This window comes from Mesorhizobium sp. M1163 (genome assembly GCF_040318415.1).
GTDB lineage: Bacteria > Pseudomonadota > Alphaproteobacteria > Rhizobiales > Rhizobiaceae > Mesorhizobium.
Genome location: NZ_JAMYMF010000017.1, coordinates 101,029 through 116,419, shown reverse-complemented (window position 1 = coordinate 116,419; position 15,391 = coordinate 101,029). Strand labels below are relative to the sequence as shown.

The 15,391-nt window shown below is 63.5% G+C and carries 16 protein-coding genes and 2 pseudogenes; 9 read left to right on the top strand and 9 right to left on the bottom strand.

Features of this window, described 5'->3' with window-relative positions; genetic code table 11:
* Positions 1-8: 8 nt before the first annotated feature.
* Positions 9-452: a hypothetical protein gene (locus tag NKH43_RS17780; RefSeq protein WP_352548670.1), complete on the bottom strand. Its 444-nt coding sequence runs from the start codon at positions 450-452 to the stop codon at positions 9-11.
* A gap of 159 nt (positions 453-611) precedes the next feature.
* On the opposite strand from NKH43_RS17780, the gene NKH43_RS17775 reads away from it, so the two are divergent.
* The 3 genes from NKH43_RS17775 (at position 612) to NKH43_RS17765 (ending at position 3,793) form a co-directional block, all read left to right on the top strand.
* A complete protein-coding gene (locus NKH43_RS17775) occupies positions 612-1,592 on the top strand; it encodes an L-threonylcarbamoyladenylate synthase (RefSeq protein ID WP_352548669.1) in 981 nt (326 codons plus the stop codon).
* Between the two features lie 18 nt (positions 1,593-1,610).
* The gene (locus NKH43_RS17770; RefSeq protein ID WP_352859198.1) at positions 1,611-3,041 is read left to right on the top strand and encodes an FAD-binding oxidoreductase; all 1,431 of its coding nucleotides are present in this window, start codon (positions 1,611-1,613) and stop codon (positions 3,039-3,041) included.
* Positions 3,042-3,226: 185 nt separating this feature from the next.
* Entirely contained in the window at positions 3,227-3,793 is a 567-nt protein-coding gene (locus tag NKH43_RS17765; RefSeq protein ID WP_352859196.1) for a DUF6101 family protein, read from the top strand.
* A gap of 172 nt (positions 3,794-3,965) precedes the next feature.
* On the opposite strand, the gene ubiA is transcribed toward NKH43_RS17765, so the two are convergent.
* Entirely contained in the window at positions 3,966-4,949 is a 984-nt protein-coding gene (gene ubiA / locus NKH43_RS17760) for a 4-hydroxybenzoate octaprenyltransferase (protein ID WP_352588985.1), read from the bottom strand.
* Positions 4,950-5,105: 156 nt separating this feature from the next.
* On the opposite strand from ubiA, the gene purD reads away from it, so the two are divergent.
* Positions 5,106-6,383, top strand: a complete 1,278-nt coding sequence (gene purD / locus NKH43_RS17755; protein ID WP_352547529.1) for a phosphoribosylamine--glycine ligase — start codon at positions 5,106-5,108, stop codon at positions 6,381-6,383.
* Between the two features lie 21 nt (positions 6,384-6,404).
* On the opposite strand, the gene NKH43_RS17750 is transcribed toward purD, so the two are convergent.
* On the bottom strand, positions 6,405-7,565 hold the full coding sequence (locus NKH43_RS17750) for a glycoside hydrolase family 25 protein (RefSeq protein WP_502906487.1): 1,161 nt from the start codon (positions 7,563-7,565) through the stop codon (positions 6,405-6,407).
* A 554-nt stretch (positions 7,566-8,119) separates the two neighbouring features.
* Here NKH43_RS17750 and NKH43_RS17740 point away from each other — a divergent pair.
* Together NKH43_RS17740 and NKH43_RS17735 are read left to right on the top strand one after the other, a co-directional pair.
* Positions 8,120-9,883: an acyl-CoA dehydrogenase family protein gene (locus NKH43_RS17740; protein WP_352588988.1), complete on the top strand. Its 1,764-nt coding sequence runs from the start codon at positions 8,120-8,122 to the stop codon at positions 9,881-9,883.
* A gap of 36 nt (positions 9,884-9,919) precedes the next feature.
* On the top strand, positions 9,920-10,672 hold the full coding sequence (locus tag NKH43_RS17735; protein WP_352483724.1) for a crotonase/enoyl-CoA hydratase family protein: 753 nt from the start codon (positions 9,920-9,922) through the stop codon (positions 10,670-10,672).
* 72 nt (positions 10,673-10,744) lie between these two features.
* Here the strand turns inward: NKH43_RS17735 and NKH43_RS17730 are convergent, their stop codons facing one another.
* The 4 genes and pseudogenes from NKH43_RS17730 to pdxH form a co-directional block, all read right to left on the bottom strand.
* A complete protein-coding gene (locus NKH43_RS17730; RefSeq protein WP_023716881.1) occupies positions 10,745-11,044 on the bottom strand; it encodes a hypothetical protein in 300 nt (99 codons plus the stop codon).
* 71 nt (positions 11,045-11,115) lie between these two features.
* Entirely contained in the window at positions 11,116-11,460 is a 345-nt protein-coding gene (locus NKH43_RS17725) for a type II toxin-antitoxin system RelE/ParE family toxin (RefSeq protein ID WP_352859203.1), read from the bottom strand.
* Positions 11,461-11,509: 49 nt separating this feature from the next.
* A pseudogene (locus tag NKH43_RS17720) lies at positions 11,510-11,683 on the bottom strand (CopG family ribbon-helix-helix protein); the annotation flags it as partial.
* Between the two features lie 27 nt (positions 11,684-11,710).
* Positions 11,711-12,328, bottom strand: a complete 618-nt coding sequence (pdxH, locus tag NKH43_RS17715) for a pyridoxamine 5'-phosphate oxidase (protein WP_352588991.1) — start codon at positions 12,326-12,328, stop codon at positions 11,711-11,713.
* Positions 12,329-12,367: 39 nt separating this feature from the next.
* Between pdxH and NKH43_RS17710 the strand changes: the two genes are divergently transcribed.
* Both NKH43_RS17710 and NKH43_RS17705 read left to right on the top strand, forming a co-directional pair.
* Complete coding sequence (locus tag NKH43_RS17710) at positions 12,368-12,829, top strand: RT0821/Lpp0805 family surface protein (protein WP_352588994.1); 462 nt, start codon at positions 12,368-12,370, stop codon at positions 12,827-12,829.
* A gap of 103 nt (positions 12,830-12,932) precedes the next feature.
* A complete protein-coding gene (locus NKH43_RS17705) occupies positions 12,933-13,862 on the top strand; it encodes a DnaJ C-terminal domain-containing protein (protein ID WP_352588997.1) in 930 nt (309 codons plus the stop codon).
* A 290-nt stretch (positions 13,863-14,152) separates the two neighbouring features.
* Here NKH43_RS17705 and NKH43_RS17700 read toward each other — a convergent pair.
* Positions 14,153-14,329 (bottom strand): annotated as a pseudogene (locus NKH43_RS17700) (hypothetical protein); the annotation flags it as partial.
* A gap of 134 nt (positions 14,330-14,463) precedes the next feature.
* On the opposite strand from NKH43_RS17700, the gene NKH43_RS17695 reads away from it, so the two are divergent.
* Positions 14,464-14,793: a hypothetical protein gene (locus tag NKH43_RS17695; protein WP_023716887.1), complete on the top strand. Its 330-nt coding sequence runs from the start codon at positions 14,464-14,466 to the stop codon at positions 14,791-14,793.
* On the opposite strand, the gene NKH43_RS17690 is transcribed toward NKH43_RS17695, so the two are convergent.
* Positions 14,790-15,305: a hypothetical protein gene (locus NKH43_RS17690; RefSeq protein ID WP_051409559.1), complete on the bottom strand. Its 516-nt coding sequence runs from the start codon at positions 15,303-15,305 to the stop codon at positions 14,790-14,792. The two genes, NKH43_RS17695 and NKH43_RS17690, sit on opposite strands and share 4 nt — an antisense overlap.
* Positions 15,306-15,391 lie beyond the last annotated feature (86 nt).

Below are 15,391 nucleotides of genomic sequence, written 5' to 3'. Positions count from 1 at the left end.
TTGTGGCGCTATTTGGGCTGGTCGGGAGCTGCTAGCGGCGCAGGCTGCGGCGCTGCCGGCTCAGGGGTTTTGCTGGCGACCTTTGGATCGGCCTTGCTGTTCGCGGCGGGCGCGGCGGCGGTGGCCGGCGCGGCTCTGGGCGCGGGCGTTGCAAAGGCATCGCCGACGATACCGCCGCGAATGATCATCGGGCTTCCGGTGAAGCCATGGCTCGGCTGGCTCGGGATTGCCGCGACCTTTTCATCGGTGACGTTTCCATTGACGTTGGCCAGCTTCTCGCCAAGCGCGACGATCGACGGTGTTTTCGTCCGCTCGACCGAGCCGGGACTGGCCACCGTACCGACCACCGAAGGCGTCGCCGTCGTCTGCCCGAGAAAAACCAGCGACGAGGCCTGTGCCGTGCCGGCCATAACCGCCAGACCAAGCGCACCAAGGATACGCATCGAAAGCATGATAGTTCCCCTTGCCCAAGAAGACGGCACCCTAGCCGAGGGCAGTTGATGCCGGCTTGCGGGGAAACATAGCATTTTAGCGATTTGCGATTCGCCAACGCCTGGGCTTGCTCGCCCGGCGTCGCCGTATTAGGCACCCGCATCCGTGAGGTGACGACAGTGGCTGAAATTCGTACCGTCGGCGAGGCGATGGAAAGGGCGTTGGCGCTGCTCGAAAGCGGCGACGTCGTCGCCATACCGACCGAGACCGTCTATGGGCTGGCCGGCGACGCGACCAATGGCGTTGCCGTGGCTCGTATCTTCGAAGCCAAGGGTCGCCCGCGCTTCAACCCGCTGATCGCCCATATAGCCGATCCGACGATGGCCGAGCGCATCGCGCTGTTCGATCCGCTGTCGGAAAGATTGGCGCAGGCATTCTGGCCGGGACCGCTGACGCTGGTTCTCCCGCAGCGGCCCGGCAACGGCATTCATCCGCTGGTCACCGCCGGTCTGGACACCATCGCGCTGCGCATGCCGAAAGGCTTTGGCGGCGAGCTGATCGCCAGGTTCGGCCGCGCGCTTGCGGCGCCCAGCGCCAATTCCTCGGGCAGGATCAGCGCCACCACGGCCGAGGCCGTGGCCGCCGACCTCGGTCCCCGGATCAAGCTCATCGTCGATGGCGGCGCGACGCGGGTCGGGCTGGAATCGACGATCCTCAAGGTCGAAGCCGGAAAGCTGCGGCTGCTGCGACCGGGCGGCATTGCCGCCGAAGAGATCGAAGCAGTGGCCGGGACAAAGTTGCTGCGCGGCGCTTCGGACATCGAGGCGCCCGGCATGCTCGCCTCGCATTACGCTCCGGGTGCGGCGGTGCGGCTCAATGCCGGCAAGGTCGCCACAGGCGAAGCCTTGCTGGCCTTCGGCCGCCGCCGTGCCGAGGGCTGGCGCGATGCAGCCGCACTGCGCAATTTGTCGGAGACCGGCGACCTGCGCGAGGCAGCAAGCAATCTCTTCGCTCATCTGCAGGATCTCGATGGCAGCGGCGCCAAAACCATCGCCGTCGAGCCGATCCCGTTCGAAGGGCTGGGCGAGGCGATCAACGACAGGCTTTCGCGCGCCGCCGCCCCGCGTGACAAGATCGCCCCTCGTGACAAGATGGATTGAGCACCATAGTTTCCACCCATGAACGACATTTCCCCCGACCTCGATCCTGCCGTCATCGCGCGCTTTGTGACAATCGTCGGCGACAAATATGCGCTGCGCGACCAGCAGGACATCACGCCTTACCTCGCCGAGCGGCGCGGACTTTGGCACGGCAGGACGGCGCTGGTGCTGAGGCCGGGGACCGTCGAGGAGGTCAGCCGCATCATGCGGCTGGCGAGCGAAACGGGCACGCCGATTGTACCGCAAAGCGGCAACACCGGGCTGGTCGGCGCCCAGGTGCCGGACGCGTCCGGCCGCGAGATCGTGCTGTCGCTGTCGCGGCTAAACCGCATCCGTGAGATCGATACCCTGTCCAACACGGTGACGGTCGAAACCGGCGTCATCCTGCAGACGCTGCAGGAAGCGGCCGATGCCGCCGACCGGCTGTTTCCGCTGTCGCTTGCCGCGCAAGGCTCCTGCCAGATCGGCGGCAATCTCTCTTCCAACGCCGGTGGCACCGGCGTGCTTGCCTACGGCAATGCGCGCGAACTCTGCCTCGGCGTCGAAGTGGTGCTGCCGACCGGCGAAGTGTTCGACGATCTGCGCAAGCTGAAGAAGGACAATACCGGTTATGATCTGAAGGACCTGTTCGTCGGCGCCGAGGGTACGCTCGGCATCATCACCGCCGCCGTGCTCAAGCTTTTCCCCAAGCCCAAGGGGCGCGAGGTGGCGTTTGTCGGCCTGTCATCGCCGGAGGCGGCACTGTCGCTGTTCAGCCTCGCGATGGACCGTGCAGGGGCAGCGCTCACCGCCTTCGAGCTGATCGGCCAGAGGCCTTACGACTTCACGCTTGCCCACGAACAAGGCGTAGTGCGGCCGCTGGCCGGCGATTGGCCGTGGTATGTGCTGATGCAGATCTCGTCGGGCCGCTCGGCCGAGGATGCACGGGCGCTGATCGAAGAGGTGCTGGAGGCAGGCCTCGAGCAAGGGATCGTCGGCGATGCGGTGATCGCGTCAAGCATCGCCCAGGGCGATGCGTTCTGGAATTTCCGCGAAGTGCTGCCCGAGGCGCAGAGACCCGAAGGTGCCTCGATCAAGCACGACATCTCGGTACCGGTGGCGTCGATCCCGCCCTTCATCGAAAAGGCCGCCGGCGCCGTGCAATCGGTCAGTCCCGGCGCACGCGTCGTCTGCTTCGGCCACATGGGCGACGGCAATCTGCACTACAACATTTCCCGGCCGGTCGACGGTGACGACGAGGCGTTTCTCGGCCTTTACCACGTCATGAACAAGGCCGTGCACGACGTCGTGCGCTCGTTTCATGGCTCGATCTCGGCCGAGCACGGCATCGGCCAGTTGAAGCGGGACGAATTGATCGCGACGGCGCCGCCGATCGCGATCGAGCTGATGCGCAGGGTGAAGGCCGCTTTCGATCCCGCCGGCATCATGAATCCCGGTAAGGTTATCTGATCCTTTCGCCGGCCCGCGCCGGTTCGTATTCCGATAACCATCCGCCTCGGATCAGCAAAATTTAACCGACTTTCTTAAGCGCGAGGATAAGAAGCTCGCGCTAATGTTTCTCCACAACGAGGCTGGGAAAACCGGCCCGGAGATCCGGAAACACCGGCTCTCAGGAGAAACAGGAAAGGCACGATATGAACACTGGACTGAAGCCAGTCTGGGCCGGGCGCAATATGCGCCTCGACCCATTCCGCCTGCCGCAGGTGGTGAGCTACGCCACGCGCGACGACTATGGCGACGTTACCTTCACCATCGATCAGCGCGGCGCGGTTATCCGCCGCACGCTGGAGATGAGTGGCGTGCCGGCGATCATCGCTCTGCCCGCCAACGCGTTTCGCGGCGTCGCCGCCCGCGCCATGGAGGATCCGGATGGCAATGTCACAGTGACGCTTGAGCTTCTGCACAACGACCCGATGCTGTCGGTGCCGCTGCTGGTCGCCGACGATCTCGACGACGTCGCCGCCGACTGGCGCGCCTGGGCCGAGGCCTACCGCCTGCCGATGCTTCTGATCGAGGCCGACGGCATTGCTCGCACGCTGGAAGAATCACTCGGCGCCGCCATCAAGGCGCTCCCGGCGCAGGACCGTCGCAAAGGTCGCGTCTCGACCATGCGCCGCCCGCGCTTCCTCGCCCGCCGCCGCGCCGGCGACCTCGGCCTCAGGCTGGTCATCGGCGGCGAGGAGCTTATTTCGCGGGAATAGGCCTGAGCGCCTCTTCCTTCTCCCCCTGTGGGAGAAGGTGGCCGAGCGGAGCTCGGTCGGATGAGGGGTGTTCGAGGGACCGCCAACGCCTCATTTCTTCCAACATCCCTCAACCGTCTTGGCGCTACGCGCCAATCCACCTTCTCCCACAGGGGGAGAAGGGAAAAGGCTCCTAAACCAGCGGCTTCAGCGCCACCCAAACCGCGCCGCCGATCAGGCCGAGGAAGATCAGCCAGCCGACCTGGTTGTTCGATCTGAACAGCCTCAGGCACTGGTCCGGATCGTCGATGTCGAGCACGCCGATCTGCCGCGCCAGATGGGCGCCGGCGGCAATCAGCCCGGCGAGCGCCGGCACCGGTGCCTGCGCCGAGGCGAAAGCAATGGCGAAGCAGACCAGCGCTCCGCCATAAAGTCCGGCAAGCCAGGCCTTGGTGTTGTCGCCGAACAGGCGCGCCGTCGAGCGCACGCCGACGATGGCGTCGTCCTCCTTGTCCTGATGCGCATAGATCGTGTCATAGCCGATCACCCACAGGATCGAGCCGATATAGAGCATGATTGCCGGCCCATCGAGATCGCCGAACTCGACCGCCCATCCCATCAGCGCCCCCCAGGAAAAGGCAAGACCGAGAACCAGTTGCGGCCAATTGGTGTACCGCTTCATGAACGGGTAGATGGCGACGATGACCAGCGAGCCGATGCCGAGCAAGATGGCCAAGCTGTTGAACTGCAAAAGCACGGCGAGGCCGACCAGTGCCTGCAAGACAACAAACATCCAGGCCTGCCGGCGCGTAACCTTGCCGGCCGGCAGCGGCCGCGAGCGTGTGCGTTCCACCTGGTTGTCGATGTCCTCGTCGACCAGGTCGTTGTAGGTGCAGCCGGCGCCACGCATGGCGAACGCGCCAAGAAAAAACAGCAGCAGATACCACGGCGACGGCAGCAGCGAGAGCAGCGGGTCCGTCGGACGCGGATAGGCGCTCGCGGCAAGTGCAGCCGACCACCAGCATGGCCACAGCAGCAATTGCCAGCCGATCGGCCGGTCCCATCGGGCAAGCTGCGCATAGGGCCACAACCCCCGCGGCAGCGCGCGATAGACCCAGTGGCCGCTCGGCGCATCGGCGACGCGGCCCTGGGCCGCTTTCGACTGGACGGTTTCCATTTTGCTGGAGTGGCAGCAGAGGCGAATGCCGTCAAGCGTCAAGCAGGCCGGATCCGCTCGCGGCGCGGAATCGCCGCCGCGGACAGCCAAATGTCTTGACCCGCCGCCCGGGGCGCAATAGCGCAGTCCTGATCGGAACGGGCAAGGAATCCAGGCATGCGTGTTTTGCTGATCGGCTCCGGCGGACGAGAACATGCGTTGGCCTGGAAGATGGCGGCGTCGCCGCTGCTGACCAAACTCTACGCGGCGCCCGGCAATCCGGGCATCGGCGGCGAAGCCGAGTTGGTGAGGCTCGATGTTTCGGATCATGCAGCGGTGGTCCGGTTTTGCCGCGAGAAAGAAATAGACCTCGTCGTGGTCGGCCCGGAAGGGCCGCTGGTCGCCGGCATTGCCGACGACCTTCGCGCCGAGGGCATCCGCGTCTTCGGCCCGTCAAAGGCAGCGGCACGGCTGGAAGGCTCGAAGGGGTTCACCAAGGACCTCTGCGCCAAATACGGCATCCCGACCGCCGCCTATGGCCGCTTCGGCGATCTGGCTTCGGCCAAGGCCTATGTCGAGAGAATGGGTGCGCCGATCGTCATCAAGGCCGACGGCCTCGCTGCCGGCAAGGGCGTCACCGTCGCCATGACGCTTGACGAGGCGCTGGCCGCGCTCGACGCCTGTTTCGACGGCTCCTTCGGCCAGGCCGGCGCCGAAGTGGTGGTCGAGGAGTTTCTCAGCGGCGAAGAGGCAAGCTTCTTCTGCCTTTGCGACGGCATCACCGCGCTGCCCTTCGGCACCGCGCAGGATCATAAGCGCCTCAGTGACGGCGACACCGGCCCCAACACCGGCGGCATGGGCGCCTATTCGCCGGCGCCGGTGATGACGCCGGAGATGATCGACCGCACCATGCGCGAGATCGTCGAGCCGACCATGCGCGGCATGGCTGAAACAGGCGCGCCGTTTTCCGGCGTGCTGTTCGCCGGGCTGATGATATCAGACAGCGGGCCGAAGCTGATCGAATACAACACCCGTTTCGGCGACCCGGAATGCCAGGTGCTGATGATGCGGCTGAAGGACGATCTCCTGGTCCTACTCAACGCCGCCGCCGACGGCCAGCTGGCGCACACCTCGGTGCGCTGGCGCGACGAGGCGGCGCTCACCGTGGTGATGGCAGCCAGGGGTTATCCCGGCACGCCGGAAAAGGGCTCGGTCATTCGCGGCGTCGAGGCAGCGGCAGGCGACGGCGTCGAGATTTTTCACGCCGGCACCGCCATCAACGGCGGCGCACTCGTCGCCAATGGCGGTCGCGTGCTCAACGTCACGGCGACCGGCCGCACCGTCGGCGAGGCGCAGAAGAAGGCTTACGCCGCGCTCGACCGGATCGACTGGCCGCAAGGCTTTTGCCGCCGCGACATTGGCTGGCTGGCGGTGGCGCGCGAGCAGGCGAACTGACGCTTCAGGCGGCCCTCAGCCTCAGCGCAGGCCGCGGCCGAATACGGTCGAGACGCTGCTGACCGCATCGGCGGTGGGGGCAATTCCAGACACCGATGCCAGGCGCTCTTCGTTTCGCGTCCAGGCAACATATTCGGCAATCCCGCGCGGAAGGCTCGGCGCCGCCTTCGCCGCAGGCATTTGAAAGCCGCTGCTGAACCTGGCCAAGCGCGTCCTGAATACCGCGACCAGTTGCTCGAGGCTCGCGGGTGCTGCCACTGTGGCATAGGTCATGGCAGTGCCGGCGAGCCCCGCCTCGCGTGAGAGCGGCACCGGTATCGAGGCGAGATAATCCGGCTGCACGTCGATCAGGCCGCCGAACGGCCACTGTGCGCGCAATTCCGTCGCGTTCATCGGCGCGACGCTGACATCGATATCGTTGGGCGTGCCCGCAACCCTGTAGGGACAGCGGAACCGGCCGCAATTTGCTCGCGCCGAAAACTGCCAGAGCGCATAGCCCTGCCAGTTGCCCATCGGAAAATGCACATCGATGTCTGGCTTATAACGCGCGTACCACAGCGGCAACCGGGACAGGAGCGGGTATTTATACTTATTGTCGGCGATATGCCTGGCGGTCGTGCCGTTGGTGTAGAGCACCGGAAAGCGGCCAACCCGACGATGCACATGGCGCACGAATTCCTCGGCATCCTCGAGCGACATCCATTGGGTGGAATCATCGTCCTCGATGTCGAGGACAAGCAGGTCATCCGGCCCGGGTTTCACGAAATTGATGAAATTATTGGCCTGTCCCACGGGGTTGCCAGGGCGGGCGAGATGATAGGCACCCCATTTCAGGCCCAGCGCCTTGGCCACCACCTTGCGCGTCTGGAACAGTTCCTGTGCCATCGCATGGCGCTTCCAAAGCGTCTTGCACAGACGCATCTCGGTCTCGTCGCCGAAACAGAAATAGGGTGGCGGCATTCCGTCGGATGCCTTGTTGATGAAGCCGACAAGACGCTTGTCGGCAGCTAGCCGGGTCCAGTCAATGGAATTGTATTCGTAGGCGTCGACGACCAGCGCCCGGTCCGCATCCTTCCACGGTTCGGAGAAATCCGAGGCCCTTGCCGGCGTCAGCGCCAGGGTTATCGCGGCCGCGACAAGGAGAAGCGCTGAGCGGACAAGGGGGTGCGCCGGCGTTTTCAAACAGCAGGTCCTTGCTGGCCAAAGCCAGATCCTGAACCGCCATGGTTAAGGAAATGCTTTCGATCGCGGCCCGCGGATGCCACGGCTCGGACAGCTTCTCCGTCGATGGTCTTGATGGTTGTCACTGGCGAGAGGGGATATGAAACGGATTGAGCGCCGGCACTTGCGACAGCGTTCCCTCGGCCTCGCGTTTGCGATGAGGGGTCAGCGAGCATGGTGGTGAGCACAATGTGCCGCGATCCGACCAATAGGCTGCGCCGTTCTCGACCTTACCTTCATGATAGCAAAAACCGGCCGCCCGCCAAAGCAGGCGCATTCGATGCAGCGATGGGCGTCAAGTCTGCGAGCACGAGGCAATCCTATTTCGGTATTCTGCTCTATCTTGGCGAATTTAGCCTGCGTCGTGGCAATTGCAAAATCCACGTGACAAAGTTTGACGTTTACGTAAAAAGAAGATGGACAGGGAACTCCGAAAGCAGATGATTTTGCGCCGGCACGGGTCTCAACTTGGCCTGCCGGACTGAGGAGAGCCAGGCTGAGGAGAAGCGAGCGCCATGTATCGGGCACCGGTCGAGGAAATCGCCTTCACCCTGAAGCATGTCGCCGGCTTGAAGGCGGCGCTCGATGCCGGCACCTTTGGCGAACTCGGCGAAGACCTCGTCGACGCCATTCTGGCCGAGGCCGGCCGTTTCGCCAGTGAGGAGGTGGCGCCGCTCTATGAGATCGGCGACCGGCAAGGCGCGGTGCTCAACGGCGCTGCCGTCACCACGCCAACCGGCTGGAAGGAACTTTATCGCCGCTGGATAGATGGCGGCTGGAACGCGCTGTCCGCGCCGGAAGCGTATGGCGGCCAGGCGCTGCCGGCCATGCTCGGCGCCGCCGCGCTCGAAATGTGGAACTCCGCCTCAATGGCGTTCGGCATCGCTCCGACGCTGACCATGGGTGCGGTCGAAGCACTCGACAAGCACGGCTCGCAAGCGCTCAAGGCCAAATATCTGGAAAAGCTGGTCTCTGGCGAATGGATGGGCACTATGAACCTGACCGAGCCGCAGGCCGGCTCGGACCTGAATGCCTTGCGAACCCGTGCCGAGCCGGCCGGCGACGGCACCTACCGCATCTTCGGGCAAAAGATCTTCATTACCTATGGCGAGCACGATTTCACCGACAACATCATCCATCTGGTGCTGGCGCGGCTGCCGGACGCGCCGGCCGGCACGCGTGGCCTTTCGCTGTTCCTGGTGCCGAAATTCCTGGTTGGCGACGATGGCGCGCTGGGCGGGCGCAATGACGTCTTCTGCTCCGCGCTGGAGCACAAATTGGGCATCCACGCTTCGCCGACCTGCACCATGATCTATGGCGATGGCTTCGAAGGCAGCACGCCCGGCGCGATTGGCTGGCTGGTCGGCGAGGAGAACAAAGGCCTCGCCTGCATGTTCACCATGATGAACAATGCGCGTCTTGCCGTCGGCATCCAGGGCGTCGCGGTCGCCGAGGCGGCGACGCAGAAGGCGCTGGCCTACGCCAATGATCGCCGGCAAGGCAAGGCGGCAAGCTATCGCGGTGCCGGCATGGCGCCGATCGTGCATCACCCCGACATCCAGCGCAGTCTTCTGACTATGAAGGCGCTGACCCAGATTGCCCGCGCCATCTGCTATTCCTGCGCCCACGCCATCGATCTCGCGTCCGCGAGCGAGGATGCAAAGCACTGGCAGGAACGCGCCAATCTTTTGACGCCGCTGGCTAAGGCGTTTTCCACCGATGTCGGCGTCGAGGTCGCCTCGCTTGGGCTTCAGGTGCATGGCGGCATGGGGTTCATCGAGGAGACGGGGGCTGCAGCGCTTTATCGCGACGCACGCATTGCGCCCATTTACGAAGGCACCAATGGCATCCAGGCAATCGATCTGGTGACGCGCAAACTGCCGCTCGGCGGCGGCCAGCATGTGCATGGCTACATCGCCGAGCTCAAGGCCGTCGCCGATGCGGTGCGAGCGTCGAACCTTGAAGGCTTCGGCCGCACCGCCGATCGGCTCGACCAGGCGCTCGACGACCTCTCCCAGGCAACCCGTTTCCTGCAAGACCTGCAGGCCGAAGGCCGTTCGGACGAGGCGCTGGCCGGCGCCACACCTTATCTCAGGCTGATCTCGCTTGCCGCTGGCAGCGCCTATCTGGCGCGCGGTGCGCTTGCCGACCAAAACCGCATCGCGCTTTGCCGGTTCTTCGCCGAGAACCTGCTGGGCGAGGTGGGCGCGCTGAAGGAGCGCGTCATCGGCGGCGCCGACAGCCTTGGCGTTGCCGGCAAGTCGCTGATTTCAGCCTGACGTTCGCAAACGCCCGAAATTCACAAAGGACAATCCGTGACAGACCACATCCTCGTCGAACGCCAGGGCGCCATCCAGATCATCCGCATCAACCGTCCGGACAAGAAGAACGCCCTGACCCGCGCCATGTATGCGACAATGTCGGCGGCTCTTACCGGCGGCGACGCCGATCCGGCGATCCGCGTCCATGTCTTTCTCGGCGTGCCCGGTGCCTTCTCGTCCGGCAACGACCTTGCCGATTTCATGGTCATCGCCTCGGGCGGCGAAGGCGGTACCGAAGTCTGGGATTTCCTGATGGCGTTGGCCAAAGTGGAAAAGCCCATGGTTTCCGGCGTCGACGGGATTGCGGTCGGCATCGGCACCACGCTCAACCTGCATTGCGACCTGACGTTCGCCACGCCGCGCACAATATTCCGGACGCCCTTCGTCGATCTCGGCCTTGTGCCGGAGGCCGGTTCGAGCCTGCTCGCACCGCAGATCCTCGGCCGGCAGGGCGCTTTCGCGCTGCTTGGCCTTGGCGAGGGCTTTTCGGCCGAGCGGGCGAAGGCCGCCGGGCTGATCTACGAGGTGGTCGAGGAAGACGCACTCGAAGCATCGGTATTGGCGGCGGCGGGCCAGATCGCGGCCAAGCCGCCGCAAGCGCTGAGGATCGCGCGAGACCTGATGCGCGGCTCGCGCGAAGACCTTGTCGAGCGCATCGGCCAGGAAAGCCAGCATTTCCGCGAGCGGCTCAAATCCGATGAAGCCCGCGCCGCCTTGACCGCCTTCTTGACCAGGAAAAAGGCCTAGACCTTCTGGCCTTGTCTCGCATCGTGGACCCGCCGGCAGCAACCGGCGGGTTTTCTCGCCATGCTCTCTTTGTCACATCGCCATTTTTTTACATTCGGCCTGGGCCTTTGCCGAAGACGTGTCGATCATGAATGTCTTGCCTTTGGCGTCGGTCATCAACATCATGCAATGCTTGATCGGTTTCGCCATTTTCATCATTTCGGCGCTCATCTTCGCGTCGGGCATCATGGTGCCCATATGCCCATCGGGCATGATCGCCATGACCTCGCCACCCTTCATCACCGTCATTGTCCCCATCGCGTCCTCCGCAAAGGCTTGCGAAGCGAAAAGGCCGGCAAGACCGGCTATCGTGACCAACCTGAGTGAATGCATTGCGTCCTCCTGAATTTGCGCCAGCGGCGCGTTGAGCCCTTCCCTGGTTCGTCCCCGCAAGCTGGAACGTTTCACGCACACGAGATCGAGAAGTGAGATCGGAAGCGCCAGGTCTCTGGAGCCCGGGAGTTCCGGGTGGTTCGGCGCAGGCGGTATGGCCTGACCTGGGTGCCGAGCGACTTACAAGGCCTAAGCCACCGCTGGGCGGCGTGCATGACGGTGAGGATTTCGACAGTCTCGCCGTCGACGCGATGAGGGATGATATACGGCTTCGACCAAGACGAGTTCCCGTGTCCCCTTGATGCGCCCGACACGCCCCATCGCGGTTGTTCGGCGAGATGTCCCGCCGCCGTTACGATGCGCGCAATGACTCTCGCGGCGGCCTCGGGATTGTCTTTCTCGCCATGCGCGCCGATTTCATCAAGCCGCCGCAGCGCCCGCTCGGTTTAGCGGATTGACTGTGGCTTATGCCTGGCGGGTCGACTTGACGTATTTCCCGACAACAGCCTCTACCTCGCCGGCACTGGCAAAATCGCCGCGCGAGGCTTCAGCCAATCCTGCCTCTATTTCGGCGAGTTGCCATTCCTCACGGGCTACAAAATCCTCGATGGCCTGCGCAGCCACACAGGAGTCACTCCTGCGATTGAAACAGCGCGGCATCGTCCCCTACGGATAAAGCCTCACCTTGTCCCAGCCGCCCTCGGCGTTGCGCGAAAAGACGACACGGTCGTGCAGCCGGAACGGACGGTCGTGCCAGAACTCGATGCTCTGCGGCACGATGCGAAAGCCTGACCAGTGTTTTGGCCGCGGGATCTCGCCGATCGCATGGCGCGCCGTGTATTCGGCGACCGCCTTTTCCAGCGCGAAGCGGCTCTCCAGCGGCCGCGACTGTTTGGAGGCCCAGGCGCCGATGCGGCTGCCGCGCGGGCGGGTCGCGTAATAGGCATCGGCGTCGGCGTCGGTGACGATCTCCACCGGGCCGCGCGCCCGCACCTGCCGGCGCAGCGATTTCCAGTGGAAGCACATTGCCGCTTTCATGCTGCCCAGGATCTCACGGCCCTTGGCGCTCTCGAAGTTCGTGTAGAAGACGAAGCCGCCCTCATCGAAGCCCTTGAGCAGCACCATGCGCACATTCGGCATGCCCTCGGCATCGACCGTCGCCAGAGCCACGCTGTTGGGGTCGTTGATCTCGCTCTTCGTCGCATCGTCGAGCCACGCCGCAAAAAGCCGGAACGGCTCCGCCGCCTCGGTAAAGTCACCGCTTGTTAACCCGGTTTCGCTCATAGTTTTCCCAAATTTGTCGCCGGCTGGGGAGATTGCCGATTGTCGCGTATCGCGCAAGCTTTTGACAGTGGGCAATGGAACGTTATCGCTTCGGCCAGCGCCAAAGCCATGATCGTGATAATCGTCCTGCCGCTTGCCGCGTGTGGCGGCGGCGGCTTCAGCCTCGAGCAGGCGGAGGTCGACCGCTCGGTGCTGACCTCGAGCACGCCGGCCCCAGTCACGTCGCTCGATCAGGACCGCGCCTCCGACCAGGCCACGATCCGCAACGCCGTGTCCTCCGCCGACGTCGAGCAACTGGCCGGGCAGGCCGTTCCCTGGGCGAATGCCGACACCGGCTCGCGCGGCTCCATCACCGAACTGGCGGAATTCAGGGCTAACGGCGAGACATGCCGTCGCTTCACCGCGTCACGCGAAAGCTTCGACGGCGTCGTGCTGTTCAAGGGCGAAGTATGCCTGGCCGGCGGCAGCGCCTGGCGAATGCAGGACTTCAAGGCGCTCTGATTTTCCGCCAGCCATATGGTGGCAAGCCACTGGAATTTCTTCCTATGCGAGCGCATATAGGGGTAGCAAATCGTGGACTCACTCCTTCTCCAGGGCAGTAAGCATGCGCGACCCCTATGAGGTGCTGGGCGTTGCCAAGAACGCCTCGGCCAAGGATATAAAATCGGCGTACCGGAAGCTCGCCAAGAAGTATCATCCAGACCAGAATCCGGATGATCCCAAGGCGAAGGACCGTTTTGCCGCCGCCAACCAGGCGTACGAGATTGTCGGCGACGAGAAGAACCGGGCGGCTTTCGATCGCGGCGAGATCGACGCCGACGGCAAACCGCGTTTCCAGGGTTTCGAAGGCGCGGCCGGCGGCGCCGATCCTTTCGCCGGTTTCCGCCGGCAGCAAGGGCCGGGCGGCGCGCATTTCGAATTCCGCACGGGCCGTCCCGGCGGCGATCCGTTCGACGGCAACAGCGACATCTTCAGCCAGATCTTCGGCGATGCTTTCACCCAGCAGCGCGGCGCCGGCGCGGGCGGCCGCCGTCAGGCCCCGACCGCCGCCGATCTCAACGTGACGCTGGACGTCACCATCGAGGAAGCCGCCACCGCGGAGAAGGTGACGGCGATGTTCCCCGACGGCCGCAAGATGGCGGTCAAGTTGCCGGCCTATGTCGAGGACGGCCAGACCATCCGCCTGAAAGGCCAGGGCGAGCAAGGGCCGGGGCAGCCGGGCGATGCACTGGTCAAGATCCGCTTTCGCCGGCACCCGCGCTACCGCGTCGAGGGCCGCGACCTGCATGTCGACCTGCCGGTGGAACTGGCCGATGCGGTGCACGGCGCCAAGGTGGCGGTCGAAACCCCGACCGGCAGGATTGCGGTCAACGTCCCCCCTTGGTCGAGCTCGGACAAGGTTCTGCGGCTGAAGGGCAGGGGCCTGCCGGAAAAGGCCGGCGGTCACGGCGACCTCTACGCGCACGTGCGGCTGATGCTGCCGGAAGGCGGCGACGCCGAGCTCGAGGCGCTGATGCGCCGGCGAAAGGGCTGACGATCGAAAAGGCCGGCGCTTGATGCCGTGTGGAAAAGCGGACTTGCGGACGCTTCTGCTATACACCGAACGTCTTGATTGGGCCAGGAGCGTTGTCGCCGAACTACTGCTCAGACGTCGCGTTTGGAGCCGCGAGCGGAAGGGCAGCTTATGGAGCTTCATAGATGAGAGCGACGTTCAAGCCACGAAGCGCCGTGAGCGTAGATCGGAGCGCTCGCGACTGCAGAACGGGAATCCCAATTTCCGTCGCAAATCTCTGGAGCTTTGTCGGCTCCTGCAACAGGGGTAGGTTAGCTTATCTCGTAAGGAATAAAGCCACCGGTTTGGTGTTTCCACAGACGGGCAAACAGGCCATCCTGTCCCACCAGTTCGTCCGGCCCGCCTTCTTCCACGATGCGTCCCCGATCGAGCACAACTATCCGCTCCATCCTGGCAATCGTGGAGAGGCGACCTGCGATGGCGATCACCGGGGTCGAGTTTGTCCGTGTGGGTTCTGTGCCCGAAAGGTAAGGCCGTAGTCACTGCCTTTACAACGAGCCGAACTGGTTGCACTGTACTGCTTCGCACCGAATTTGAGCACGGCCTTCTGCAGGAGGGATCAATGGCAGGCGTGGAATCGATATATTTCACCGTGACGGTTAGTGATAAATTTTTGAGAATAACAGACAAACTACCATTTCCCGAGCCGCCGCCGACGGAGTTTTTCCTGAAAGTCCGTGATGCCAAACGTGAGGTGGCCGTTACGACCCAAGGCAATAACGTCGGCAGTGTCGATGTCTATGTGAGCAAGAACGAGAAAGATTGGCTTGTACACGAAGAGAATATGGAGGTCGAGGCTGACAGCACATACAATATTGATGACAAAGCTTTCCCGCCACCGCCACCCTCGAAGTCGAAGCAAGAAGCCGCCAAGGAAGATACCAAGAACTAACTTTGGCTCCCCCCTCCGCGGCTTAGCCGGCCGCCGCGATGTGCCAGCATGAAGCTGTTCCCGTAAGTGTTTGGGCTGCGGTTGCCGGGAAGGTTTGCATTCAAGATGATTTCTTCGGCGAAGTCAGTACTTGTGGCAAGTTCCATGATCGGGGTTTTCTTTGTAACTCCCCACATGACGTATCCCAGGTCATCAAATCCGCATCCTGTCGCGGCGGTTTCTCGTGACGTTGGATGAAAAATGAGTAGTTTTGGTTTGTCATTGCGGTAGCATTGACCTTCAAAGGCATATCCATAGACGACAGCAATCACCTCCTTGGTTGGAATTATAGGCTCGAGGTCATCGCGTTTCTTGACAATGGACATGCGAAGTAAGTTTTCATTCAACGGCAAAGTCGCTGTTCTGTGACTAACTTTGCCCACATTATCGAAATTCAACCTGACGCCATAGAGCGTAATCTGATCCGGCGAATAGTTTTGCGCGCTGGGTGGCGCAGGAATATCGGACGACATAATGCTTCTCCCTCCAGTATTGTTTGGCGATCGACCTGGCCCACCGCCCGGGCCAGACGGTTTAAGTGGGTTGCCTGTCGGCGTTG